We start from the raw sequence: 23,947 nt of genomic DNA on the forward strand, positions 1-23,947 counted from the left end.
GGTGTGGGACGCGGGGGTGTGCGCCGGGCGGGCGCAGGCGTAACGGGCGGCGGCCGAGCAGGTGGAGGAGGTGCTGATCGAGTCGCTTGACCTGTGGGACGAGTACGAGCGGCGGACCGGCGAAGGTTGTCGGTGATCCTTCTAGGTTCGGCGTCGGGTGTGGCGATCACGTATCGCTTGTCATGCGGAACCAGCTGTCCCGCGCGGACGTCGCCCTCCATAAGTCTTTGTCGTCTCATTGACGATATGTGATCATTGCGGGCATGTCGGTGAACGTTCCGCTGGGCCCGCTGCTCGACCCCGCCTTCCATGTCGGATCGGTGCCCACCACGTGGGCGGAGCTGCTCGGCTTCGCGACCGGCGCGGTCAACGTGTGGCTCGTCGTCCGGCAGAACATCCTGAACTGGCCGATCGGGATCGCGAACGTCATCCTGCTCGGCCTGGTGTTCCTGGACGGCGGCCTCTACGCCGACTCCGGCCTCCAGGTCTTCTACGTCGCGCTCCAGCTGTACGGATGGTGGGTGTGGCTGCACGGCGGCGAAGGCCGCGACAACCTCCCGGTCAGGCGCACGCGGCGCAACGAGTGGGCGGCCCTGATCGTGGCGGGCGCGGCGGCCACGACTTTCCTGACCTGGGCGTTGTCCGTCTGGACGGACTCGACCGTGGCCTTCTGGGACGCCCTCACCACCTCGATCTCCCTCATGGCCGTCTACGGGCAGTCGCGCAAGCTGCTGGAGTCGTGGTGGCTGTGGATCACCGCCGACCTCGTCTACATCCCGCTCTACTTCCATAAGGATCTGAAGCTGACGAGCGTCCTGTACATCGTCTTCCTGACGCTTTGCGTGTTCGGACTGCTGGCCTGGCGACGCGACCTGCGCTCCCAGCCGGCAGGCGACCCCGCTCCGGTGGCCGCATGACGTACGCGCACGGGCTGGTGATCGGCAAGTTCTACCCGCCGCACGCCGGCCACCACCATCTGATCGACGTCGCGGCCGCGTCCTGCGCCCGGGTGAGCGTGGTCGTCGCCGCGTCCAGCGTCGAGAGCATCCCGCTCGCGCTGCGGACGGCGTGGCTCCGCGAGACGCACGAGCAGCCGCACGTGGAGATCGTCCCGGTGGTGGACGACGTGGAGATCGACTACGAGTCGGACGAGATCTGGTCGGCGCACGTCGCCGCGTTCCGGGCGGGCCTGGCGATGCGGTCGGGCCTCGGCGTGCCCGTCCCGCCGGTGGACGCGGTGTTCAGCTCCGAGGCGTACGGGCCCGAGTTGGCGGAGCGCTTCTCCGCCGTCCACGTGCCCGTGGATCCGCCGCGTGACCGCTTCCCCGTCAGCGGCACGGCCATCCGGGACGATCCCGTGCAGAACTGGGAGTTCCTGGCGCCCGCCGTCCGGGCGTATCTGGCGCGGCGGGTCGTGCTGGTCGGCGCCGAGTCGACCGGGACGACGACGCTGGCGCGGGCACTCGCCGCGCACTATGCCGAGCGGGGCGGTGTGTGGGCGGCGACCCGGTGGGTGCCGGAGTACGGGCGCACGTTCACCGAGGAGAAGCTCGCCGCCGCCCGCCGCGCCTCCGGCGACCCGTCGCTGTGGTTGGACGACCTGGTGTGGGAGTCCGCCGACTTCACCCGGATCGCCGAGCATCATGCCGCCTTGGAGGACGCCGCCGCGCGGTCGGGTTCACCGCTGCTGGTCTGCGACACCGACGCGTTCGCCACCGCCGTCTGGCACGAGCGTTATCTCGGTGCACCGGGGCCCGAGGTGGAGGCCGTTCACGAACGCACCCCGCACCATCTGTGGATCCTCACGTCGCCGGAGGGCATCCCGTTCGAGCAGGACGGCTGGCGCGACGGAGAGTCGATCAGATCATGGATGTCGGGGCGGTTCGAGGAAGAACTTCAGAAACGGGGCCTGCCGCACATCACCGTGACGGGCCCCCACGAGCACCGTCTGGCCGCCGCCGTCGCGGCGACCGACGACCTGCTGACCAAGGGCTGGACCTTCAACACCCCGTTGACGCCCTAACCTTTGGCGTTCCTCACGAGCGAAGGAGCATTCTCGTGACGTAGAACTCCTTGATCTCCATCATCACCACGTACTCGATGAATATCCCGGAGCTCTCGACGAGGAGGCTGTACGCAACATCCTGTCGCTTTGCGCGTACTCCTGGTGGGGCATGGCCCATGTCGACCGCCGTGCCCGCCTTCAAAGCGAAGTCACAGAAGAACTCGACGAAGAACTTCTCCATCGATGGCATCGAGTCCATGACATCGCATACCGGTTCCGAGCAGAAGACGGTCCATCCGCCCTTCGCGGGGATCACGTCGCGTCGTCGACGCGGACCTGCCAGCGGGCACGGAGCTCCTCGATGGAGACCTTCTTGCCCTCGTTCATCTCCTTGATCGTTCGAGCTCGACGCTCCTCGCGGTAGGGGTCCTGGTCCAGGTGCGCCTCGGCCCACCAGCCGTCCATGACCTGCTTGTAGTCGTCCTCTTCTTTGGCGGCCATGACCTCTTCGAGGAACCTGGTCCGCTTCTCCTCGGTCAGCCAGTCGCTGATGCCCTTGATCGTCCGCGGGACCCGGTGAACCTGGCCCGGGAGGAGGGGCTCTACCGGTTGTGCGCTCATGTCACTCCTGACTGTCTCGTTCGGTCCCCGCTCACCCGTACACCGGGACCCTACAGCCTCCCTCCGACAGGACGGAGGGTCATTTCGAGGGACGGAGCGTATTGGCCTCCTTGCCCGTAAGAGGGCGCAAAAGCGTTTTGTAGGAATAGGTGCGATCTGGTCGGGTTTGATATTCCGGGCGGACTGGATTCGGCGTGTCGCCGACGCCGGTCACGGAGTGGTCGATATGGAGGGTGTTCCAGCCCGGATTGCGGACGCGGGCGAACGGATAAAGCGCGCGGTCCAGGTCGTCGTACGGAGTGACGCTCGCCTCGATGGTCCCGTCGACGCCCGCGGCCAGGAGGCCCGAGCGGCCGTCGGTCAGCAGCGTCCAGCGGACGTCGTCGTGGTTGCCGTGAGCCTGCGGCCGGTAGTAGGAGACGTACTGCTCGTCGACCGTGGACGAATAGACGCCCATGGGCGTGCCGTCCTTGCGGTCGTTGTAGTTGCCGACCGGGCCGCGCCCGTACCAGGCGAACTCCTCGTAGCGGCCGGGCACCTTGAGCGTGTATCCGACGCGGGCCAGATAGGGCAGGCTTCTGACCTGGCCCTGCGGGACGACCTGGTGGGTCAGCTCGATCTGCCCGGCGCCGTCGACGACGTACGTGGCGGTCTGGTCGAACCACGCTTCGGGACGGTCGGGAGCGGCGGTCCTCGCGGTGATGCCGACGGTGACCCTCCCGCCGTCCGCCACCGTCACGCTGGTCGGGGTGGTGGCGAGGCGGTCGAGGCCGAGACGGCGCCAGTCCTCGCCTTCGGCGCGTCCCCAGGTGTAGGTCTCGTTGCTGATCGGCGGCCGCCACACGTCGAGTTCCGGTCCGGTGCGGAGCAGTTCCCGTCCGCGGGCGCGCATGGACGTCATGGTGCCCTTGGACTTGTCGAAGACGTACCGGAACCCCTTGCCGGTGACGACGATTTCCTTGCCGTTCTCCTTCGCATCGACGTCTCCGGTCGCAGGTTCACGAATTCCGGGTACCTCGGTTCCCCCGGCGGAGAATTGGCCGAAGCCCACCACGCGGCCGTCCTCGACGACCTCCACCGTCAACCAGCGTTCCGCATTGGACGGATTGGCGGGCGGGGGCGGAATGCGCACATCAGCGGTCCCTCCCGGCGGCAGTTTCGCTCGCGACTTCCCGGACGAAAGGGTTCGGGAACCTTCCGTGTATCTCCAGCGCAGTTGCGGAGAGCCGGTGGCGAAGGACCGCTCGCTGGAGACCGACACCTTCCCGTCCGCGCGCGTGACGCGGAACGGCGACTGCACCCACGACAGCTGGGCCGTCTCCGGCTGGACGTACCGGTCGGAGCCGACCAGCCCGTCGTCCCCGGACAGGCTCGGCCCGTTCGACAGGAACGTGCCCTTGGCGTCGAAGTCGTCGAAGTCCAGGGCGAGGATGGCGTCCTTCTTCGGGTCCTTGCCTCCGTCCAGCTCAGAGGACGTGAGGGCGCGGCCGTAGATGCGGACGTCGTCGATGGTGCCGTGCGCCATCCGGCCCTCGTAGGCGTCCTGCATGGTCTCGGAGTTGCGGGCGACGTTGACGTCCCACGACGACCGGTCGATGGCCCCGGTGAAGGGGACGGACGCGGCCTCACGCCCGTCGACGTACAGCCGCAGGGCCGTCCCGTCGTAGGTGCCCGTGACCCGGTGCCACGTGTCGTACCAGTTCGCCGGGACGGGCGCGCGGACCGTCCGCCACGTGCCGCTGTGGACGAAGAACTCCAGAGTGGTCTCGTTCGACATCTTCAGCGCGTACGAGTGGTCGCCCTTCCCCACGATGGTGAAGTCGCCCGTCCACGGGCGGACGGGTTTCACCCACGCGTCCAGCGTGACGGACGTCCCGGTGAGGTCGAAGCGCCGGTCCCGGTAGACCTCGACGTAGTCGTCCAGGCCGGAGAAGTACAACGCCTTCCCCCGATGGCCGTCCACCACCTTCGGTAAGCCCTGCTGCCAGGCGGGGATGTCGTTGCCGGAGCTGTCGGGCGTGGTGATGCGCGGATGCCGCAGGTTCGCCTCGGCCCAGTCCCAGATGAACCCGCCCTGCGTCTGCGGATGCCGCCGGATCACCTCCCAGAACTCGCGGAAGTTGCCGAGGCTGTTGCCCATCGCGTGGGCGTACTCCCCCATGATGATCGGTTTCGTGGTGGCGGCGGCCTGCGCCTCCAGCCGGGCCGGCGTCGGGTAGCGCGGCCCCCAGATGTCGGCGAAGGGGGCGTCGCCGTCCGGGTGGTTCGACTGGTGGTACAGCGGACGTGTGGGGTCGGTGGCGCCGGCGTAGTCGGCCATCTTGTAGTGGGCCGCGCCGAGCCCGGCCTCGTTCCCGGTGTCCCACATCAGGACGCTCGGATGGTTCTTGTCGCGCGCCATCATGGCCTTGAACCGGTCGAGGAACGCCTTCTGCCATTCGGGGCGGTCGGCGAGGCAGTCCTGGTCGCCTGTCTTGCCGCAGTCCTCCCAGTTGTGGGTCTCGATGTCGACCTCGTCGTCGATCCACAGGCCGCGCCGGTCGGCGAGGTCGTACAGGTACGGGTCGGACGGGTAGTGCGCGGTCCGGACGGCGTTGATGTTCAGCCGTTTCATCAGCGCCACGTCCGACTCCATACGGCCGCGGGTCTGGTGGCGTCCCGTGTCGGGGTCGGTCTCGGCACGGTTGACGCCCTTGATGAGGATGCGTCTCCCGTTGACGAGGAGCTGCCTGTCCTTCACCTCGATCTCGCGGAACCCGAGGGTCTCGGCCGTGGTGTGGACGACGCGTCCCCGCGAGTCGGCCAGTTCGAGGACGAGCGTGTACAGGTTCGGTGTCTCGTCCGTCCACTTCTCCGGGTTCCGCACCGGTGCCGTGAGCCGCAGCGACGCGCCGCCGTCCTCGACGTTCGTCTTGCCTGAGATGCGCTGCACGTTCCGTCCATCGGGGTCGACCAGGGTGGCGCGGACGGTGTGCTCGCCCTGCGGCCCGTCCTTGCTGCCGACGACGAGGCCGACGTTCAACGTGGCGTCGCGGTAGGCGTCGTCAAGGTCTGTGGTGATGGTGGCGTCACGCAGGTACGTCTTCGGTGTGGAGTACGCCCAGACGGAACGGAAGATGCCGCTGTACCGCCACTGGTCGACGTCTTCCATGTAGGAGGCGGAGCTCCACCTGTGCACCTGAACGGCGACTTTGTTCTCACCTGCGTGCACGAAGTCGGTGATGTCGAATTCGGCGGGGGTGTAGCCGCCCTGGTCGTAGCCGGCGTACTTTCCGTTCACCCACACGAAGTAGGAGCTGACGACCCCTTCGAAGCGCAGGAAGGTCCGGCGGCCGTCCCAGTCGTCCGGCACGTCGAGCCTCTTCACGTACGCGCCGGTGGGGTTGATGTCGCGGGGCGTCTTGGGCGGGTCGTCCGGCCACACCTCGGTCGGGATGTTGCGGAACATCGGGTGGTCCAGCCGGTCGCTCTGCCAGGTGTGCGGCACCTTGACCTCGCGCCAGCGCGACGTGTCGTATCCCGGCTCGTGAAAGCCCCCGGGCACCTCGTCCGGACGGTCGGCGATCGCGAAACGCCAGTCGCCGTCCAGCGATCTCGACCAGCGGGAGCCCTTCCCCTGCCGCGCCTGACCGGCGTCCTCATAGGGGCGGAGCACCGCGTGCGGGGTTTCCTGGCCCTCCCCCACCATTTCGGGGTCGTCCAGGTACGTGTAGACGTCGGGCGGCGGCGCGGAGGCCGCGGCCGGGGCGGGCAGCGCCGGCGCGATCAGCGCCGTCGCCGCGAGCAGGACCACCAGCAGGCGATGCACAGGACGATCATCGTGGCGGCGGGCGCGGGAGCGGGGGAACGAGGTCATCGGCGTGGCGCCTCCTCGCGGGCAGGCCCCCTGACGACACCCGGTACTCGATCTCTACATCCTGTACTTGATCACTACACCGGACGCTAGGCGCGGCTCGCGCCGCGGTCAACGCGTCACGGCGGGTTCGCCGCACGACTGGCGCTTCATGACAGCCGGGACGGCCGCGCTTGGCGCACTTCGCCGCTTTCGGGCAGACCGGACGCAGCCGGACCGGCCGGGCGGTCGACGCGGAAGAGGTCCTCGTCGATCCGGTCCAGCGCCAGCCGGACCGCGCCGAGCGCCACCGACTCGTCCCCCAGCTCGGACGCCTCGATGCGGACCGGGCTCAGGCACAGCGGCTCGACCTGCCGCCGCAGCGCCGAGACCAGCGGGTCCCCGGCCCTGACCAGCGGCCCGCCGACCACGATCACCTCCGGATCGAGGGCGAGCGCCATCGCCGCGACCCCCCGCGCCATCCGCGCCGCGAGCCGCTCCACGACCGCCGCCCTGGAGGCCGAGGTCAGCTCCGCCAGTGCCGCGCTCGCCTCCTGCGGGCTGATGTTCGTGCCGGTGATGAGGGCGGCGGTGGTGTCGCGCAGGCCCATCTCGGGGAGCATTCCTATCTCGCCCGCGGCTCCCCGGCGGCCCCGGTGCAGGCGTCCGCCGATGAGCGCCCCGGTGCCGGTGTGCAGGCCCGCGTGGACGCACACGACGTCGTCGACGTCGCGTGCGGCGCCGCGCCAGCGTTCCGCCATCGCGGCCAGGTTGGCGTCGTTCTCCACGAGGACGGGGCAGGGGAACGAGCGGCCGAGTTCGCGGGCCAGGTGGACGCCCTCCCAGCCGGGGACGACCGTGCAGGACGTGACCGTCCCGTCCGGCGCGACGACGCCCGGCGTCCCGGCCGCCACGGCCCACAGGGAGCGCCGTTCGACGCCCGTGACCGTGAGGCACGCCTTGACCGCGGCGCGCACGGCCGCGATCCGCTCGGCGGGCGGCGCCTGGACGTCCAGGCCGGCGTGGTGCCCGCCGGTGACCTGGCCGGTGAGGTCGGTGACGACGATGCGCACCCGGTGCGCGTCAATGTCGATGCCGAGCGCGTAGCCGGCCTCCGCACGGAACCGGTAGCGGCGGGCGGGACGGCCCAGCCCGGCGCCGGGACGCGGCGCGTCCTCCGCGGCGAGGCCCCGGTCGGTCAGCTCTCCGAGTACGCCCTCGGTGGTGGGCCGGGACAGCCCGACCCGCCCGGCCAGCTCGGACAGCGTGCACTCGCCGCCGTCGCGCAGCGCCCGCAGGACCGCGGCCGCGTTGAGGCGGCGGAGCACCGAGGGGTCGCCCCCGTGCAGGGAGTGTTGTGTCACGGCACCTCTTGACAGCGATCGGCGGACGGACGACATTATTGCCAAACTACTTATAAAAGGTAGTTACGTAATGCGCCCCAGGGGCTGGTGGCGCCAAGGATACAGAGGTCAGGAGGCCCTACCCGATGGAGCGCAGGCCCGCGATCGCCGTGGCCGGAGCCGGTCTTCGCGGCGCCGCCTATGCCGCGCGGATCGCGGGGACCGGGGCCGGCCGGATCGTCGCGGTCGCCGAGCCCGATCCGGGGCGCCGCGCCAGGTTCGCCGCCGACCACGGGATCCCGCCCGAGCGGGCGTTCCCCGGCTGGCGCGAGATGGCCGCCGCCGGACGCCTCGCCGACGGCGTCGTCATCGCCACGCAGGACGCCGAGCACGCCGGGCCCGCGATCCGGTTCGCGGGGCTGGGCTGCCACATCCTGCTGGAGAAGCCGATGGCGACGTCCGAGGCCGACGCGCTGCGGATCGCGGACGCGGTCGAGAGCGCCGGCGTGATGCTCGCCGTCTGCCACGTCCTGCGCTACACCGGGTACACGCGCACCGTCCGGGACCTGATCGCGGGCGGGCGGATCGGCACGCCCGTCAGCGTCCAGCATCTGGAGCCGGTCGGCTGGTGGCATCACGCCCACTCCTACGTGCGCGGCAACTGGCGGCGCGAGGACGAGTCCGGGCCGATGCTGATGACCAAGTCGTGCCACGACGTCGACTGGCTCATCCACGTGCTGGGCGAGGTTCCGAGCCGGGTGTCGTCGTTCGGGCGGCTGTCGCACTTCCGTCCGGAGAACCGCCCGGCCGGTGCCGCCGGCCGCTGCGTCGACTGCGGGGTCGAGGAGCGCTGCCCGTACTCCGCCGCCCGGCTGTACCTGTCGTGCCTCGGCGACCCGGGCCGTGAGGCGTGGCCGCTCGGGGCCGTCACCGGCGACCGCACCGAGGCGGGGGTGCTGCGGGCACTGCGCGAGGGCCCGTACGGACGCTGCGTCTACGACTGCGACAACGACGTGGTCGACCACCAGGTCGTCAACATGGAGTTCCCGTCCGGCGCGACCGGCGTGTTCACGATGACGGCCTTCACCCCCGCCGCGCAGCGGCAGACCCGGGTCTTCGGCACGTCCGGCTGCGTCGAGGGCGACGGCGTCCGCGTCTCGGTCCACGACTTCGTCACCGGGGAGCGGGAGACCATCGAGCCCGGCGCGCCGTCCGACGCCGCGGAGAACGGCCGCCACGACCACGCCGACGACGCCCTCGCCGACGCCTTCGCCGCCGCCCTGGCCACCGGCGATCCCGGACCGCTCAGCTCCGGCGTCCGGGAGAGCCTCGCCTCGCATCGCGTCGTCTGGGCCGCCGAACGCGCCCGGCTGGACGGCACGGTCATCACCCTCGCCCCGGACACACCCGCCACTCCCCCCGCGAAAGGCCCGGTGCCCCCATGACGATCAGATCTCTGCGGGGCGGCGCCGCGGCGCTGTCCCTGGCTCTGGCGATGAGCGGCTGCGGCGACTCCTCCGGCTCCGGGGCGCCCGAGAGCAACGACGGCCGGGGCCCCATCACCGTCGCCACCGGCAAGGACCTCACCCAGACCGTCCCGAAGCTCGTCGCCGACTGGAACGCCGGGCACCCCGAGGAGAAGGTCCGGCTCGTCGAGCTGCCCGAGGACGGCGACCAGGCGCGGCAGCAGCTCGTCCAGAACATGCAGATCGAGTCGGACGCCTACGACGTGGTCCGGCTCGACGCGGTGTGGACGGCGGAGTTCGCCGCACGCCGCTGGATCATGCCGCTGCCGGACGGCCTGGTGGACACCGGCTCGTTCGTCCCCCCGGCCCTGGAGACCGGCAAGTACCGGGGCAGGCTGTACGCGGCGCCGTGGCTGACCGGCACCGGCGTCCTCTACTACCGCGAGGACCTCCTCTCCAAGGCCGGCGTGAACGGCCCGCCGAAGACGTGGGACGAGATGCGCGACGCGTGCGCCAAGGTCCAGCGGATTCCCGAGGGTGAGGGGATCGGCTGCTACGCCGGCCAGTACGGCAAGTACGAAGGCCTCATGGTCAACTACTCGGAGGCCGTCCAGTCCGCGGGCGGCGAGGTCTTCGACTCCTCGGGCAGGCCGCAGGTGACCACCCCGCAGGCCAAGGCCGGGCTCCGGTTCCTCGTGGACGCCTTCAAGGACGGCACCATCCCGGAGAAGGCCATCACGTTCAAGGAAGAAGAGGGCCGCCGCGCCTTCCAGGAGGGCGACCTCGTCTTCCACCGCAACTGGGCCTACGTCTACGCGCTCGCGTCCGCCGAGGACGGCTCGGAGGTCGCCGGCAGGTTCGGTGTCGCGCCGATCCCCGGCGAGGACGGCCTCGGCTCCGGCACCCTCGGCGGCAACAACCTGGCCGTGTCGGCGTTCTCCGAGCACCAGGCCACCGCCCGCGACTTCATCGCCCACATCGTCAGCCCGGAGATCCAGCGCGAGTACGGCCGCGCGCAGTCGTTCCCGCTGTCCCTCGCCGCCCTCTACGACGACCCTGCGATGATCAAGCGGTATCCGTACCTGCCGGCGCTCAAGAAGGGCATGGACAACGCGAGGCCCCGCCCGGTCGTCGTCCGGTACAGCGAGGTCAGCGTCGCCGTCCAGGAGCACGTCACCGCCGCCATCACCGGCGGCAGGCCCGTCGACCGGGCCGCCGGAGACCTCCAGAAGGCGCTCGCCGCCCTCACCGATCAGCCGTAGGTGAGGCCGTAGCCGAACGGGAACAGCGGCCTCTTGCCGTCGCCCCTGTTGACGGGCTGCTGGGAAACGTCGCGCATCCAGGTGACCGGGAGCCGCCCGGTGGGTTCGGTGGCGCCGAACAGGACGTCGGCCACGCCCGCGCCCTCGGTGCCCGGGAGCCAGGACGCGACCAGCGCGTCCCATCCGGGCAGCTGCGAGGCGATGTCCAGCGGGCGCCCCGAGACCAGCACCACGATCACCGGGACGCCGGCGGCGCGCAGGCGGTCGACGGTCTTCAGGTCGTCGGCGTCGAGTCCCAGGTCACCGGTCCGGTCGCCGTGGTACTCGGCGTACGGCTTCTCTCCCACGACGGCGATCGCGGCATCGTAGGACCCGTCCGCGCCGGTGCCGTCCGCGCTGTAGGAGACGTTCGTGTCCGCCGCGCCGCGGATGCCCTCCAGGATCGTCGTGCCCGGCGTGATCGGGCCCGGCTTTCCCTGCCAGGTGATCGTCCAGCCGCCGGACTGGATGCCGATGTCGTCCGCGCTGCCGCCGGCCACGAAGATCTTGTCGTCGTCGTCCAGCGGGAGGACGCCGTCGTTCTTCAGCAGCACCTGCGACTCGGCGACCGCGCGCCTCGCCAGCTCGCGGTGCGCGGCGCCGCCGACCGTCTTCAGGTACGACCGGTCCGCCATGGGGTCCTCGAACAGGCCCAGCTCGAACTTCTTGGCCAGGATCCGGCGGTTCGCGTCGTTGACGCGGGACATCGGGACGTCGCCGTCGTTCACCGCGTCCCGCAGGTACTCGATGAACCTGCGCCACTCGGTCGGCACCATCACCATGTCGATGCCGGCGTTGATCGCGGCGGTGACCTCGTCCCTGGTGAACCCGGACTCCCCGTCGATCTCGTCGATGCCGTTGTAGTCCGACACGACGAATCCGGTGAAGCCCAGCTCGCGCTTCAGCACGTCCGTGATCAGATACCGGTTCTGGTGCATCTTCAGCCCGTTCCACGAGCTGTAGGAGACCATCACCGAGCCGACGCCGCGTTTCACGGCCGCACGGAACGGCGGCAGGTGAATCTGGCGCAGTTCCTTCTCCGAGACCTTCGCGTCGCCCCGGTCGTCGCCGCCCTCGGTGGCGCCGTCCCCGATGTAGTGCTTCGCCGTCGCCAGGACGGACGCGGGACCGCCCAGCTCGTCGCCCTGCAGCCCGTCGATGGCGGTCGTCATCATCGAGGGCAGTTCGGGCACCTCGCCGAACGACTCGTAGGTCCGGCCCCACCGGTCGTCGCGAGCGACGCACAGGCAGGGCGCGAAGTTCCAGTCCACGCCCGTCCCGGCCATCTCGCGGGCGGTCGCGGCGCCGATCTCGCGCACCAGGGCCGGGTCGCGGGACGCGCCGAGCCCGATGTTGTGCGGGAAGATCGTCGCGCCGACGACGGTGTTGTGGCCGTGGACCGCGTCCACCCCGTACATCAGCGGGACGCGCAGCGGCCCGGCGAGCGCGGCCCGCTGGAACCCGTCGTACATGTCCGCCCAGCTCTCCGGGGTGTTCGGGGCGGGCGCCGACCCGCCGCTGGACAGCACCGACCCGATCCCGTACCGGGTGACCTCCTCCGGAGTGACGTACTTGCGCTCGGGTTGGGTCATCTGGCCGAGCTTCTCGTCCAGGCTCATCCGGTGGAGCAGGTCGTCCACCCGGTCCTCGACGGACAGCCGCTGGTCGAGGTAGGGGGCGGGCAGCGGATCCGCCCGGACGGGGACGCCTTGGGCTGCGAGCACGAGCGCGGCCAGCACGCCGAACGCCAGGAGGCCGGACCGCATCGCGGAGGAACTGTGCATACCGAGACCTTTTCCAGTGCCGATCAAATGCAACGCAAGCCGGAATCAGCACCTCGGCAATATCTGACGGCCATCACCGTCCATTTTCCGCAAGGGCCCCCGACCGGGATCGAACCGGTACCTCCAGGATCACAACCTGGCATGCAGACCACCACACCACGAAGGCCATGTATCCGATTTCTCGGACGTGCCGAGTGCAGGAATCGAACCTGCCTGCCGCGGCTTATGAGACCGCTGGACGCACCAGCGTCCCTACTCGGCGCGGAGGGTGCGAGATTCGAACTCGCGCAGGGATGACCCTGACCACGGCTTAGCACGCCGCTGCCTTTCCACTCGGCCAACCCTCCGGGAAAAACAAAAGACCGCCCACGGCCTGCGGGGCGGTCTGCTTCAGAACGTGCGGGTCACGTCCTTCGGCGGCTCCCGAGACCGGAGAGGCTGCTGCTATGCATTCGATGACTGCGCATCTTCCCTCTCCTCCCGGTCTCGTTCTTACGGTGTCCATAGTGCCGGGGCGGTCCCCGCCCCGGCAACCCATTTAACGGCTCCGATCCATCGGCTCCGATTCACCGGCTCCGATTCACCGGCTCCGATTCACCGGCTCCGGTGAACGTCACACGGTCGGACGTGGAGCGTCCAATGCCGTGCTCAACGCGCGGAGGGCGTGGTAAACGCGGACTTTCACCACGTCCACCGGCACCCCCAGCGTGGCGGCGGCCTCGTTCACCGAGCGTTCTCTGAAGACCGTCTCGGTGAGGATCTCGCGGTGCACGGACGGCAGGGTCTGGAAGGCCCGGGCGACCACCGCGGGGCGCATCCGCTCCCCCGGCAGGCCGGGGGCGAACGAACCGGTGTTCTTGCCCATTCGCAATCCTTTACGTCCAGCGTGTGGCCCTCCACCCCGCTCGGGGGGCGGCGGGCTCCGTTGCCACGCAACGAACTTCGCACCGGATGGCCCCCGGGGCGCCCCACTTATGGCCGTTTTAAGGAAGCGTTGAGTCTCAGATCCGGGGGGCGGTCACGTGGTCCGGCGGAGCGGCTCGCCGGACGTGACGAGGGCCAGGGCGAGGACGGTCATGGGAGCGCGGGGACCACGCGGTAGAGGGTGCCCTTTCCGGTGAGCCGGGTGGCCGGGGCGCCGGCGGGGACGAAGGCGGCTTCGCCTCGAGCGAGCGTCAAGGTGCGGTCCGCCGTGAGCCGGGCTTCGCCTTCCAGGCACAGAAGTGTCTGAGGAAGGCCGCTGGGCAGGTCATCGGGGTCCCCGGTCAGATCATGCCGGATGAGGATGAATTCATCCGCATTCGGACGGTAGCGGACCTCCGCCACGGGTTCGACCCAGGCGGGATCGGATGGGGCGAACTTCACCACGCGCATCAGTGCCGGGACATCGACGTGCTTCCCGGTGAGACCGCAGCGCAGGACGTTGTCGGAATTGGCCATGACCTCGATCGCGAGGCCGCTCAGATAGGAATGCGGGACACCGGCGTCCAGGAAGAGGGCCTCGCCGGGCTTGAGTTCGACATGGTTGAGCAGCAGCGCCGCGAGGACGCCCGGGTCGCCCGGGTGCGCGCGGGCGATATCGGCGTAGACGCGGGGCAGCGCCGGTTCGACGGCGGCCCGGATGTGCCGGGAGCCCTCGTCCAGCATTTGCGTGAGGACGGTGCGCAGTGCCTGCTCAGGCGGTTCGTTTCGCAGCACCGCGATCCAGGGGGCCAGTTCGGGAACGGCCAGGCCGTCGAGGAGGCCGGCGGTTTCGGCGGGGTCGCGGAAACCGCAGAGCCCGTGGAAATCGGTGAGGGCGCAGACCATCTCCGGCTTGTGGTACGGGTCCTTGTAGGTGCGGGTGAAATGGCCGGGCGGGACGCCCCGGGCCTCCTCGTCGGCGAATCCCGCTCCGGCCTGCGCCATCGTGGGATGCACCTGGAGGGACAGCGGCTTGTCGACGGCGAGGATCTTGAGCAGGTAGGGGAGCGCCGGCCCGAAGCGTTCCACGCAGGCCCGGCCCAGCATCCCGGCCGGGTCGGCGTCGATGAGGGCGTCGAGCGGCGTGCCGTCCACCGACGACGGCGCGGCCGGATGCGCGCCCGCCCACAGCTCGGCCTGCGGCCGCCCGGTCGGCTCGGTGCCGAGCAGCTCGGGCAGCGCGGTCGCCGACCCCCAGTCGTACGGGCGTATCGGGGTGGTGAGCGGCATCGCGCGCAACGACGGGGTCCGTCCCTTCTCGATCAAATGAGATCAGGGTACGGGCCGCGACGGCCCCGGACTCAACGCCTCCGGGCCGTTCGACCGGGATCGCGGCGTCCGGTCCTCGGCCGGGGCGCCCGGCGGGCGGAACCCCTAGGATGAGTCGCCGGGGGTGGTGGTCCGTGGGCAAGCACAACAAGCCGGCGACACGCTCCTGCCCCGGCTGCAACGGGACCGGCACGAGCACCGCCACCGGCGAGACGTGCAACGTCTGCCGCGGCACGGGCCGCATCTGAGCTCCCCGCCCCCGGCGCCGCCCGTCAGCGCCGCCCGGTCTCCGCGGATCGCGCCACCGGGTCTTCGACCCTGGCGGCGGGCCGCTCGCCGCGGCGGGCCAGGCCCAGCGTGACCAGCAGGGTCACGGCGCAGGACGCCCACGCTAGCAAGGCGTAGCCGCCGGCCGACAGGACGACGGTCGACACCAGGCTCGCCGCCGCCGCGAGCGTCCAGACCGCGGCGTCGACGGCCCCCTCGACATGCGGGCGCTCGGCCTCCGGAAGGTCCCGGGCGAGGCGGGCGCTGCCGCCGACGAAGCACAGGTTCCACCCGTATCCGAGCAGGAACAGCGCCACGGGACGTCCGAGGGAACCGGTCGCGACCGCCGCGAGCGCCGTGGAGAAGGCCAGCGTGACCAGCCCGCCGAAGATCACCGGACCCGTGCCGAACCGGTCGGCCAGCCGCCCGGTCACGGGTGACAGGGCGAACATCCCCAGGGTGTGCGCCGAGAGCGCCATGCCGACGGCCCCGAGGCCGTCGCCGTGCAGGTGCATGTCCAGCGGCGCGGCGGTCATCACGGCGACCATCACGACCTGCGCCGTCACCATCACCGCCAGCGCGGAACGCGCGACCGGGGTCGTGACGACCCTGCGCAGCGGCACCGGCGAACCGCGCGTCCCCGTCCTGGATCGCGGGGTGGCGGTCGCGACCACGGCGGCGGCCGCGCAGGTCAGCACGGCCAGGAGGAACGGGCCGGTGAGCGCCGGGAGGCCGAGGCCGCCGGCCATCGCGCCGGACGGGTCGAGCAGCAGCGGGCCGCCGACCGCGCCGGCGGCCGCGGCCCACACCACGAGGCCGATGGCGGAGCCGCGCCGTCCCGCCGGACGCAGGTCGGCCGCCGCGTAGCGGGACAGCTGGGCGCCCGCGTTGCCGAGGCCCAGCAGCAGCATCCCGAGGCACAGGCCCGCGACGTCGCCGTGCGCGACCGCGACGGCGGCCAGGCAGGCGCCCGCGGCCGCCGAGAGGTACCCGAGAACGAAGGCGCCGCGGCGGCTCGTCCTGGCCATCAGCCGGGTCAGGGCCAGGGCGCCCAGGCCCGTCCCGACGATGCCGGCCGTGTTCGGGACGCCGCCCCACCCGGCGCCGAGCCGGTCCGCGGCCACGAGGGTGCCGGTGGCGCTCGTGACCGCCATGGACGCGTTCATCAGGGCGGTACCCGAGCACAGGGCCGCCATCGGACGTGACCGCTTCGCGTGGAGGAGCATGCTTCAACGCTAGAAAAGTTGATCGGCGGAAGACATGGACGCTTCCTGGCGTCAGGCGCCGTCGGCCTCTAGTTTGGAAGGCATTTCGGACGAGGAGCCTTACAGATGGATCGAGAGCTGGACAGGACCGACTGGCGCATCATCGCCGAGCTTCAGCGGGACGGGCGCCTGTCGTTCAACGGGCTGGCGCGCCGGGTCAACCTGTCGTCCCCGGCCGTCGCCGAACGGGTGCGCCGCCTGGAGGAGTCCGGTGTGATCACCGGCTACCAGGCGCGGGTGGACCCGGCGCGGGTCGGGCAGCCGCTCGCCGCGTTCGTGCAGATGCGCTGCGCCCTGGGCCGCTGCCTGCTGAAGACGACCGCGGCCGAGGACCTGCCCGAGGTCACCGAGGTCCACAAGCTGAGCGGCAACTGGTGCTCGATGCTCAAGGTGCGGGTCGCGTCGATGCCGCACCTGGAAGGACTGCTGGAACGGCTCGGCGAGCACGGCGAGATGAACTCGCACATCGTCCTGTCGACCGCGTACGAGGGCCGTCCCGTCGAGCCGCCCGCGCCCCGCTCCCGGACCGTCACCGCCTCGGAGGGCTGGACCCGCTAGCCCGCCGCCGTGCGCGCGGACGCCCGATTGGTCCGGCATCCGCCGGGGTGTTGAAGTATGTTGAGCAGACCGGTTTCACTCCGGACGCCCGCGCGCCCGCGCCGGGCGCGCGGCAGCGGAAGATCTTGAACGGGCGGCACGGACGTCCGATTGATGATTGAATCGGGTTCTATGTGGCACTCGTCACAACGATCTTCTCCGTGGCGGCGGTCGTATCCGCAAGGCGTACCCGGCGATCTCAGCATCCCGGACATCCCCGTCACACAGCTGCTGGACGACGCGGCGCGGCGGTACCCGCGCAGGCCCGCGCTGATCTTCTTCGGGCGGGAGATCTCCTACCGCGATCTGCGCGATGCCGTGGACCGGTTCGCCGACGGCCTCCACCGCCTCGGGGTGCAGCCCGGCGACCGGGTGGCGCTGGTCCTGCCGAACTGCCCGCAGCTGGTCATCGCGTTCTTCGGGGTCCTGCGCAGAGGGGCCATCGCGGTGCAGCACAACCCGCTGTACACCGAGGAGGAGATGCTCCACCAGCTCGCGGACTGCGGCGCCCGCGTCGCCGTGGTCATGGATCGTTCCTTCGCGACGGTGCAGGCCGTCCGGTCCAAGCTGCGGCTGGAGCACATCGTGGTGACGTCGCTCGTCGACTTCCTGCCCGCGTCACGGAAGCTCGCCCTGCGCCTCCCGCTGGTGCAGATGCAGCGGCGGCGCGCGGCCATCACCGCGGACGTGCCGGACGACCCGGGCGTCGTCCCGTTCAAGGAACTGCAGCGGGTACCGCGGCAGCGCGTGAGCCAGCTCCCGATAGAGCCGTCGCGGCACCTGGCGGCCATCCAGTACACCGGCGGGACGGAGGGGCGCCCCAAGGGCGCAATGCTGACCCACCGGAACCTCATCGCGAACGCCTGCCAGCAGCACGCGTGGGACCTCGCCGGGCGGCCGGGCGGGGACGTGACGCTCGCGGTCCTGCCGCTGTTCCACTCGTTCGGGCTGATGAGCTGTCTCGTCGCGCCGGTGATGACGGCCGGGGCCGTGGTGCTGCTCCCCCGCTACGACGGCGCGCGGGTGCTCAGGGCGATCCGCAAGTACCGGCCGACCATCTTCCCGGGGGTGCCGACGCTGTACGAGAAGGTGCTGGACAGCCCCGGGTTCCAGCCGTCCGACCTCGGCTCGCTGCGCATCTACATCTCGGGGGCGATGGGGCTCGGGCCGGGCACCATCGACCGGCTCGGGCGGATGGGAGCCCGCGGCCTGATCAACTGCTACGGGCTCACCGAGGCGGCCCCGGCGGTCGCCGCCAACCCGCTGGACGGCCGGGCCCGGAACCTGACCGTCGGCCTGCCGCTGCCGATGACCGACGTCGTCATCGTCGACCAGGACGAGCCGACGAAGGTCCTGCCGCCGGGCGAGCCCGGCGAGCTGGTCGTGCGCGGCCCGCAGGTGTTCGTCGGCTACTGGAACGCGCCGCTCGCCACCGCGCAGGCCCTCTCGAAGGGCTGGCTCCGCACGGGTGACATCGCGGTGATGGACGAGGACGGTTTCGTCACCATCCTGGAGCGCCTCCGGGACATGATCAAGACCAGCGGGTTCACCGTCTCCCCGACCGCGGTGGAGAAGGTGCTGCGCCGCCATCCCGCCGTCCACGACTGCGCCGTGGTCGGCGTCCCGGACGCGCGGCGCGGGGAGCGCATCATCGCGCACGTGGTCGAACACCCCGCCTACCCCTTCTCGGCGGACGAGCTGCGGCGGCACTGCGAACGCTACCTGTCGCACTACAAGGTCCCGGACGAGTTCCGCCCCCGCACCGACCTGCCCCGCAACATCATCGGCAAGGTCGTCCGGCAGCGGCTTCGCGACGAGGCCGTCAACTCGCCCGCCTAGGCGTCCGGTGCCGGTGTTCCACCACCGGTGTTTTACTAGGCGGGTGCAGATCGAGACCGTCCAGCCGGGTCTTCTCGCCCGGCTCGTGGAGATCGGGCGTGACTCGGCCCGCATCGCTCCGTCGTCCCCGGCGTCCGCGGAGCCGGAGACGTTGTACGACAGGCACGGTGTGCTGGTGGTGCGTGTCGGCGACGTGGTGGTGAAAGCGCACCAGGCCGACCGTGACCACGGCCCACGGTTCCTTGAACGGATACGCCTGGCCGGCGCCCTCCCGGACGTCGTGATCGGGCCGCTGGGGCAGCCGCTCACCGTGGAAGGGCGAACGGTCACGGTCTCCGTGTTCGGTGAGCCGGTGGATCCGCATCAGGACCTGCCCTGGGAAGAAGGCGCACGGCTTCTGGCGGAGCTTCACTCGACGACGGTTCCCGCCGACGCGCCGTCCTGGGGACGTCCTACCCGTGTGGCACGGCTGGTCTCGCGCCTGGCGGACGGCCCCGCAGAGGACGAAGTACGGCGCGCATTCACCACACTCCCCTCCTGGATACGCGGAGAGGGCGAGGAACCACCCGCACCGGCGGCAAACCTCATCCACGGGGACTGGCACCTCGGCCAGATGGTTCGCTCCCAGAGCGGACAATGGCGGCTCATCGACATCGAGGACCTCGGCAGAGGCGACCCCGCGTGGGACCTCGCCCGCCCCGCCGCGATCTACTCGGCGGGAGTCCTGCACCCCGACGAGTGGGGCCGGTTCCTGGGCGCGTACCAGGCGGCGGGCGGCCCGGCCGTCCCCGACGGAGGCGACCCCTGGACGACCCTGGACATTCCCGCACGAAGTCTTGCGATCCAGATCGCCGCCACGTGCGTCATATCCGCCAGAAGGGATGATCGACCGCTCGACGAGCCGGAGCAGGCGATGGTCGACGCCTGCGCGAGAATATCCGCGGCGGGGGACGCGGCATGACGTGGCGCGAAACCTGCCCTACATTTAGCCTCTACCTGGGGATCCATACCGGAAGGATGACAAGGCGATGCACTGCCCTAAGTGTCGTGGCGTGATGCGGACCTACACCCGCAGCGGCGTCCACATCGAGCAATGTGACAGCTGCCGGGGCATCTTCCTCGACTACGGCGAGCTTGAGGCCCTGAGCAACATGGAGTCGCAGTACCGGGCGACGGCGGCCCCGGCCCCTCCGCCCGCGGCGGCGCCGGGTTGGGGAGCCGCCCCCACACCGGCGGTGCACCACCATCACCACGGGGGGCACCACCGTGGCTACCACCGCCCTCCGGGCGTGTTCCACATGCTCTTCACGACCTGAGCGGCTCTTCTGGAGCCGGCCGGATGACGGCATTCGGCGCGGCCCGCCCCTAGGGAGGTCCCCGGAGGCGGGCCGCGCGGTCACAGACGCGGGTCCACGGGCTCGGATTCGAGCGCCAGCACGGCGAACACGGCCTGGTGGACCCGCCACACCGGTTCCCCGCCGGTCAGCCGGTCGAGCGCCTCGACGCCGAGCGCGTGCTCCCGCATCGCCAGCGAGCGCTTGCGGCCGAGCGACCTGCCGCGCAGCCGGTCGAGGTTCTCCGGCTCGGCGTAGTCCGGACCGTAGATGATGCGCAGATACTCCGGCCCCCTGCACTTGACCCCGGGCTGGATCCGGTTGTCCTCAGGGAACGGCCCCAGCGGCTTGACCACCATGCCTTCGCCACCGGCGGCGGTGAGCTTCTCCCACCACTCGGTGGCGGCGGCCTCCGACTCCGCCGAGTTCAGGTCGACGGCCACCGAACCGGTCCGCTGGACGAGCCCGCTGGGGTCGCTCTCCGCCAGCCTTTCGGCCACGGCCATGTGCCAGTCGTGGTCGCGAGCGGTCGCCCAGGCGCGGCCCTCTCCCGCGAGGATCTGGAACGGCGCGAGCCGTAGCCCGCTCAGGCCGTCCACCGTCCAGCAGTACCGCGCATAGGCGTCGCGGAAGCGCGACGCGTTCGCGGCGCGCCGGTCGATGCGTTCGCGGAGCCCCCCGAGGTCGAGGCCGCGTTCGTCTGCGCGCGCGAGAACGCCGGACGCCATCGGCAGGGCCGCGCCGGCGGCCGCGCCGGTCGCGGCGTACTGCGTGCGGATGAGGTCCATGGCCTTGGCCGACCACGGCATCAGCTCGGTGTCGATGACGAGCCATCCGGTGTCCAGCTCGTCCCAGAGCCCAGCGGCGCCGATCGCGGCACGGAGCCGTTCCAGCACCTCTGTGGTGTGGGCCTGGTCCCGGAAGAAGGAACGTCCCGTGCGGGTGTAGACGGCACCGGCCGTCCCGTCGGCCACGCCGAAGCGCTCGGCGGCGACGGACGCGTCGCGGCACACGACCGCCACGGCCCGCGACCCCATGTGCTTCTCCTCGCACACGGCGCGGACGACGCCCTTGTCCCGGTACGCGGCGAGGGCCTCGGCCGGGTGCTCCAGGTATCCGGGCAGCCGTGACGTCTCCGCCGGGGCCATGGTGGGCGGCAGGTAGACGAGCCAGCGCGGGTCCACGGCGAAGCGGCTCATCACCTCCAGCGCGGCCAGCGCGTTCTCCTCACGGACGGTGACGCGGCCCATCAGGCGGGTATCGACGCCCTGGTTGCCGAGCACGTCCTCGATTTTGAGGACCTCGCTCTCCCGGTGCCCACCCACGACGGAATCCGCCGACGCCTCCAGCGGACGCGTCGGCTCATACCAGACCTTCCGCGCCGGGACGGACGCCAGTTCCCGCTCCGGGTAGCGCAGCGCGGTCAGCTTCCCGCCGAACACGACCCCGGTGTCCAGGCAGATCGTGTTGTTGATCCATTCCGCCTGGGGCACGGGCGTGTGCCCGTACACGACCATGGCCTTGCCCCGGTAGTCGCGCGCCCACGGGTACCGGACGGGCAGCCCGTACTCGTCGGTCTCCCCTGTGGTGTCGCCGTAGAGCGCGAACGACCGGACCCGTCCGGACGCGCGGCCGTGGTAGGCCTCCTTCAGGCCGGCGTGGGCCACCACGAGACGGCCGCCGTCCAGGACGTAGTGGCTGATGAGGCCGTCCATGAAGCGCAGCGCCTCGTCGCGGAAGTCATCGGTCACGGCGGCGAGCTGCTCCATCGACTCGGCGAGCCCGTGCGTGAGGCGCACCTTGCGTCCGCGGAGAGCGCGCACGAGCTTGGCCTCGTGGTTGCCCGAGACGCACAGCGCGTTGCCGGCGGCCACCATGCCCATGACCAGACGCAGCACGCCCGGCGAGTCGGGTCCGCGGTCGACGAGGTCTCCGACGAACACGGCGGTGCGGCCGCCGGGGTGGTTCGCCCCCGCGGCGAGGCCCTGCGCGTCACGGTCGATCTCGTAGCCGAGCTCGGCGAGGAGGTCCTCCAGCTCCGCGCGGCAGCCGTGCACGTCGCCGATGACGTCGAACGGCCCGGCCAGCTCGCGCCTGTCGTTCCACGACTTCTCGTAGGTGATCGTCGCGGCGTCGATCTCCTCGACGCCGTTCAGCACGTGGACGCGGCGGAACTCGCGCGCCAGGGTCCGCATGCCGCGCCGCAGTTCGCGCCGCTGGCGCGGGATCACATGGCCCGGCAGATCCCGGTCCGGGCGGCCGGCGTTGCGTCCGGCGGCGACGCTCTCAGGGACGTCCAGGACGATCGCGGCCGACCGCACGTCATGGTCCTTGGCGATCTGGAGCAGCGACTGCCGTGCCTTGCTCTGCACGTTGGTCGCGTCCACCACGGTGAGGAGGCCGCGCCGCAGCCGCGTGGCCACGATGTAGTGGAGCAGGTCGAACGCGTCGCCGGTCGCGGACTGGTCGTTCTCGTCGTCCGACACGACCCCGCGGCAGTAGTCCGAGGACACCACCTGCGTCGGCTTGAAGTGCTTGCGCGCGAAGTGCGACTTGCCCGAGCCGGTCACGCCGACCAGCACGACGAGCCCCATGTCCGGCAGCCGGATCTCGGTCATCGTGTGAACACCCCCATCTGCGTCGGCGCGCCGACCTCCGGGTCGTCGCCGCCGACGGGAACGTGCCGGACGCGGTAGCCGTGCGCGGACGCGACCCGGCCGGCCCATGCGCGGAACTCGGCGCGCGTCCATTCGAAACGGTGGTCGGGGTGGCGCATCGCACCCGGCGCCAGCCCCTCGTAGCGGACGTTGTGCTCCGCGTTCGGGGTCGTCACGACCACCACGCGGGGTGCGGCGTCCCCGAACACGACCCGCTCCACGGCCGCGAGGCGCGGCGGGTCGACGTGCTCGACGACCTCCATCAGCACCGCCGCCTCATAGCCGCGGAACCGCTCGTCGGCGTAGGTGAGCGCTCCCTGGAAGACGTCTTTGACGCGGTCGTTCTCCCGGCGCGGCTCCTTGTCCCAGCGGAGCCGCCGCCACGCGTGGCTCAGCGCACGGTGCGAGACGTCCGTACCGGAGATCTCGCTGAAGAAGGCGTCCTTGGCGAGCCGCGAGAGCAGTTTTCCCGAACCGCAGCCAAGGTCGATGACGCGCCGGGCGTTCTCGTCACGCAGCGCCTGCACGACCGACTGAAGACGATGCTCGGCGAGCGATACGGACTTCTCTTCCGTCTCCTCCGCCGCCGGCTCCTCCTCGACTTCCGCGGGGTCCAGTGCCTCGTCGGGCGCGTCCTCGGCATCAGCGAGACGGCCCAGCGCGGTACGTACGAGACCACGCCGGTTGGCGAGGTACCGGCGGGTGATGGCTCCGCGGTCGGGGTGCGCGCCCAGCCAGCCCTCCCCCGCCCGGATGAGCTTGTCCACCTCGTCCGGGGCCAGCCAGTAGTGCTTGGAGTCGTCCAGGACGGGCAGCAGCACGTACAGCTGGTTGAGCGCCTCGGCGAGCCGCAGCCTCCCGGTCAGCGTGAGCGTCACGTACCGGGAGTCGCCCCACTCGCCGAACTCCGGGTCGAGCGGGACGGGCACCGCCGACACGTCCCAGCCGAGCGGCTCGAAGAACCGCTCGGCCTGGCGTGCCCCGCCACGGCACGGAAGGGCGGGCAGGACGATCTCCAGCGGGATCGGCGTCTCCGCCAGCTCGGGGCGCGGGTCGCACCGTCCGCGCATGGCGGTACGGAACACGTTGGCCATCGCGGACGCGAGCAGCGAGGAAGCGGCGTAGGGGCGGTCGTTCACGTACTGGCCCAGGGAGAAATCGGGGGTGTTCCTGCCGCGCGTGCGCACGAGCTTGACCGGATCGACGTCCAGCAGCAGCGCCGCGGTGCAATGCCCCTCGCCGGCGTCGGGATAGAAGACGTGCGCCGTGCCGAAGGACTGCTCGAACCGCTGTACCCGGTCGGGGTGCTTGTGCAGCAGGAAGCCCAGGTCGGTCGCCTGGTCCATGTGGGTGGTGATCGTCAGAAGCACGTCCCAAGTCTGGCGGACCACACCAAACGCCCCC

Annotated in this window: 18 protein-coding genes and 3 tRNA genes; 8 read left to right on the top strand and 13 right to left on the bottom strand. The window is 70.9% G+C overall.

Going from position 1 to position 23,947, the window contains the following annotated elements; genetic code table 11:
- Positions 1-263: 263 nt before the first annotated feature.
- Positions 264-917, top strand: a complete 654-nt coding sequence (pnuC, locus tag E1285_RS09590) for a nicotinamide riboside transporter PnuC (RefSeq protein WP_132150265.1) — start codon at positions 264-266, stop codon at positions 915-917.
- On the top strand, positions 914-2,023 hold the full coding sequence (locus tag E1285_RS09595; RefSeq protein WP_132150267.1) for an AAA family ATPase: 1,110 nt from the start codon (positions 914-916) through the stop codon (positions 2,021-2,023). The genes pnuC and E1285_RS09595 overlap by 4 nt, the downstream gene beginning before the upstream one ends.
- Positions 2,024-2,036: 13 nt before the next feature.
- Here the strand turns inward: E1285_RS09595 and E1285_RS09600 are convergent, their stop codons facing one another.
- From E1285_RS09600 to E1285_RS09615, 4 genes are all read right to left on the bottom strand, one after another.
- Positions 2,037-2,321, bottom strand: coding sequence for a hypothetical protein (locus E1285_RS09600; RefSeq protein WP_132150269.1), 285 nt, complete (start codon positions 2,319-2,321; stop codon positions 2,037-2,039).
- Positions 2,318-2,626, bottom strand: coding sequence for a hypothetical protein (locus tag E1285_RS09605; RefSeq protein ID WP_132150271.1), 309 nt, complete (start codon positions 2,624-2,626; stop codon positions 2,318-2,320). The genes E1285_RS09600 and E1285_RS09605 overlap by 4 nt, the downstream gene beginning before the upstream one ends.
- Before the next feature lie 79 nt (positions 2,627-2,705).
- A complete protein-coding gene (locus E1285_RS09610) occupies positions 2,706-6,482 on the bottom strand; it encodes a glycoside hydrolase family 2 TIM barrel-domain containing protein (RefSeq protein ID WP_132150273.1) in 3,777 nt (1,258 codons plus the stop codon).
- A 146-nt stretch (positions 6,483-6,628) separates the two neighbouring features.
- Positions 6,629-7,822: an ROK family transcriptional regulator gene (locus E1285_RS09615; RefSeq protein ID WP_243722677.1), complete on the bottom strand. Its 1,194-nt coding sequence runs from the start codon at positions 7,820-7,822 to the stop codon at positions 6,629-6,631.
- Positions 7,823-7,947: 125 nt separating this feature from the next.
- Here E1285_RS09615 and E1285_RS09620 point away from each other — a divergent pair, with 125 nt between their 5' ends.
- Both E1285_RS09620 and E1285_RS09625 read left to right on the top strand, forming a co-directional pair.
- Positions 7,948-9,246: a Gfo/Idh/MocA family oxidoreductase gene (locus E1285_RS09620; RefSeq protein ID WP_132150277.1), complete on the top strand. Its 1,299-nt coding sequence runs from the start codon at positions 7,948-7,950 to the stop codon at positions 9,244-9,246.
- The gene (locus tag E1285_RS09625) at positions 9,243-10,529 is read left to right on the top strand and encodes an ABC transporter substrate-binding protein (protein WP_132150279.1); all 1,287 of its coding nucleotides are present in this window, start codon (positions 9,243-9,245) and stop codon (positions 10,527-10,529) included. Before E1285_RS09620 ends, E1285_RS09625 begins: the two co-directional genes overlap by 4 nt.
- Here the strand turns inward: E1285_RS09625 and E1285_RS09630 are convergent.
- From E1285_RS09630 to E1285_RS09655, 7 genes are all read right to left on the bottom strand, one after another.
- On the bottom strand, positions 10,520-12,352 hold the full coding sequence (locus tag E1285_RS09630) for a glycoside hydrolase family 3 N-terminal domain-containing protein (RefSeq protein WP_243722678.1): 1,833 nt from the start codon (positions 12,350-12,352) through the stop codon (positions 10,520-10,522). The genes E1285_RS09625 and E1285_RS09630 overlap by 10 nt on opposite strands.
- 94 nt (positions 12,353-12,446) lie before the next feature.
- Positions 12,447-12,518 (bottom strand) — tRNA-His (locus E1285_RS09635).
- A gap of 22 nt (positions 12,519-12,540) precedes the next feature.
- Positions 12,541-12,613: transfer RNA gene (locus E1285_RS45445), tRNA-Met, on the bottom strand.
- A gap of 1 nt (position 12,614) precedes the next feature.
- Positions 12,615-12,699: transfer RNA gene (locus E1285_RS09640), tRNA-Ser, on the bottom strand.
- A 266-nt stretch (positions 12,700-12,965) separates the two neighbouring features.
- Positions 12,966-13,217, bottom strand: a complete 252-nt coding sequence (locus tag E1285_RS09645; RefSeq protein WP_132150281.1) for a sigma factor-like helix-turn-helix DNA-binding protein — start codon at positions 13,215-13,217, stop codon at positions 12,966-12,968.
- 209 nt (positions 13,218-13,426) lie between these two features.
- Positions 13,427-14,581 (bottom strand): mannose-6-phosphate isomerase, class I, encoded by a 1,155-nt coding sequence (manA, locus tag E1285_RS09650; RefSeq protein ID WP_243722679.1) that lies wholly within the window; start codon positions 14,579-14,581, stop codon positions 13,427-13,429.
- 275 nt (positions 14,582-14,856) lie between these two features.
- Positions 14,857-16,077 carry an MFS transporter gene (locus E1285_RS09655; RefSeq protein WP_132150283.1) on the bottom strand — a complete coding sequence of 407 codons (1,221 nt, stop codon included), beginning with the start codon at positions 16,075-16,077 and terminating at the stop codon, positions 14,857-14,859.
- A 105-nt stretch (positions 16,078-16,182) separates the two neighbouring features.
- Here E1285_RS09655 and E1285_RS09660 point away from each other — a divergent pair, with 105 nt between their 5' ends.
- The 4 genes from E1285_RS09660 (at position 16,183) to E1285_RS09675 (ending at position 19,868) form a co-directional block, all read left to right on the top strand.
- Positions 16,183-16,674: an Lrp/AsnC family transcriptional regulator gene (locus E1285_RS09660; RefSeq protein ID WP_132150285.1), complete on the top strand. Its 492-nt coding sequence runs from the start codon at positions 16,183-16,185 to the stop codon at positions 16,672-16,674.
- A gap of 171 nt (positions 16,675-16,845) precedes the next feature.
- Positions 16,846-18,552 (top strand): AMP-binding protein, encoded by a 1,707-nt coding sequence (locus tag E1285_RS09665; protein WP_132150288.1) that lies wholly within the window; start codon positions 16,846-16,848, stop codon positions 18,550-18,552.
- Between the two features lie 43 nt (positions 18,553-18,595).
- Complete coding sequence (locus tag E1285_RS09670; RefSeq protein WP_132150290.1) at positions 18,596-19,513, top strand: phosphotransferase; 918 nt, start codon at positions 18,596-18,598, stop codon at positions 19,511-19,513.
- A 67-nt stretch (positions 19,514-19,580) separates the two neighbouring features.
- Entirely contained in the window at positions 19,581-19,868 is a 288-nt protein-coding gene (locus E1285_RS09675; protein ID WP_132150292.1) for a zf-TFIIB domain-containing protein, read from the top strand.
- Positions 19,869-19,948: 80 nt separating this feature from the next.
- Here E1285_RS09675 and E1285_RS09680 read toward each other — a convergent pair whose 3' ends face one another.
- Positions 19,949-22,504 (bottom strand): polynucleotide kinase-phosphatase, encoded by a 2,556-nt coding sequence (locus E1285_RS09680; protein WP_132150294.1) that lies wholly within the window; start codon positions 22,502-22,504, stop codon positions 19,949-19,951.
- Positions 22,501-23,913, bottom strand: coding sequence for a 3' terminal RNA ribose 2'-O-methyltransferase Hen1 (locus E1285_RS09685; protein ID WP_132150296.1), 1,413 nt, complete (start codon positions 23,911-23,913; stop codon positions 22,501-22,503). The genes E1285_RS09680 and E1285_RS09685 overlap by 4 nt, the downstream gene beginning before the upstream one ends.
- Positions 23,914-23,947 lie beyond the last annotated feature (34 nt).

The organism is Actinomadura sp. 7K507 (assembly GCF_004348425.1).
In the GTDB taxonomy this organism is placed as follows: domain Bacteria; phylum Actinomycetota; class Actinomycetes; order Streptosporangiales; family Streptosporangiaceae; genus Spirillospora.

Bases quoted from the DNA above. Each gene is read 5' to 3' on its own strand.
- E1285_RS09655 (WP_132150283.1), bottom strand. From the start codon at position 16,077: ATGCTCCTCCACGCGAAGCGGTCACGTCCGATGGCGGCCCTGTGCTCG.
- E1285_RS09675 (WP_132150292.1), top strand. From the start codon at position 19,581: ATGCACTGCCCTAAGTGTCGTGGCGTGATGCGGACCTACACCCGCAGC.
- E1285_RS09620 (WP_132150277.1), top strand. From the start codon at position 7,948: ATGGAGCGCAGGCCCGCGATCGCCGTGGCCGGAGCCGGTCTTCGCGGC.
- E1285_RS09645 (WP_132150281.1), bottom strand. From the start codon at position 13,217: ATGGGCAAGAACACCGGTTCGTTCGCCCCCGGCCTGCCGGGGGAGCGG.
- E1285_RS09680 (WP_132150294.1), bottom strand. From the start codon at position 22,504: ATGACCGAGATCCGGCTGCCGGACATGGGGCTCGTCGTGCTGGTCGGC.
- E1285_RS09630 (WP_243722678.1), bottom strand. From the start codon at position 12,352: ATGCACAGTTCCTCCGCGATGCGGTCCGGCCTCCTGGCGTTCGGCGTG.
- E1285_RS09660 (WP_132150285.1), top strand. From the start codon at position 16,183: ATGGATCGAGAGCTGGACAGGACCGACTGGCGCATCATCGCCGAGCTT.
- E1285_RS09595 (WP_132150267.1), top strand. From the start codon at position 914: ATGACGTACGCGCACGGGCTGGTGATCGGCAAGTTCTACCCGCCGCAC.
- E1285_RS09605 (WP_132150271.1), bottom strand. From the start codon at position 2,626: ATGAGCGCACAACCGGTAGAGCCCCTCCTCCCGGGCCAGGTTCACCGG.
- pnuC (WP_132150265.1), top strand. From the start codon at position 264: ATGTCGGTGAACGTTCCGCTGGGCCCGCTGCTCGACCCCGCCTTCCAT.
- E1285_RS09625 (WP_132150279.1), top strand. From the start codon at position 9,243: ATGACGATCAGATCTCTGCGGGGCGGCGCCGCGGCGCTGTCCCTGGCT.
- E1285_RS09665 (WP_132150288.1), top strand. From the start codon at position 16,846: ATGTGGCACTCGTCACAACGATCTTCTCCGTGGCGGCGGTCGTATCCG.
- E1285_RS09610 (WP_132150273.1), bottom strand. From the start codon at position 6,482: ATGACCTCGTTCCCCCGCTCCCGCGCCCGCCGCCACGATGATCGTCCT.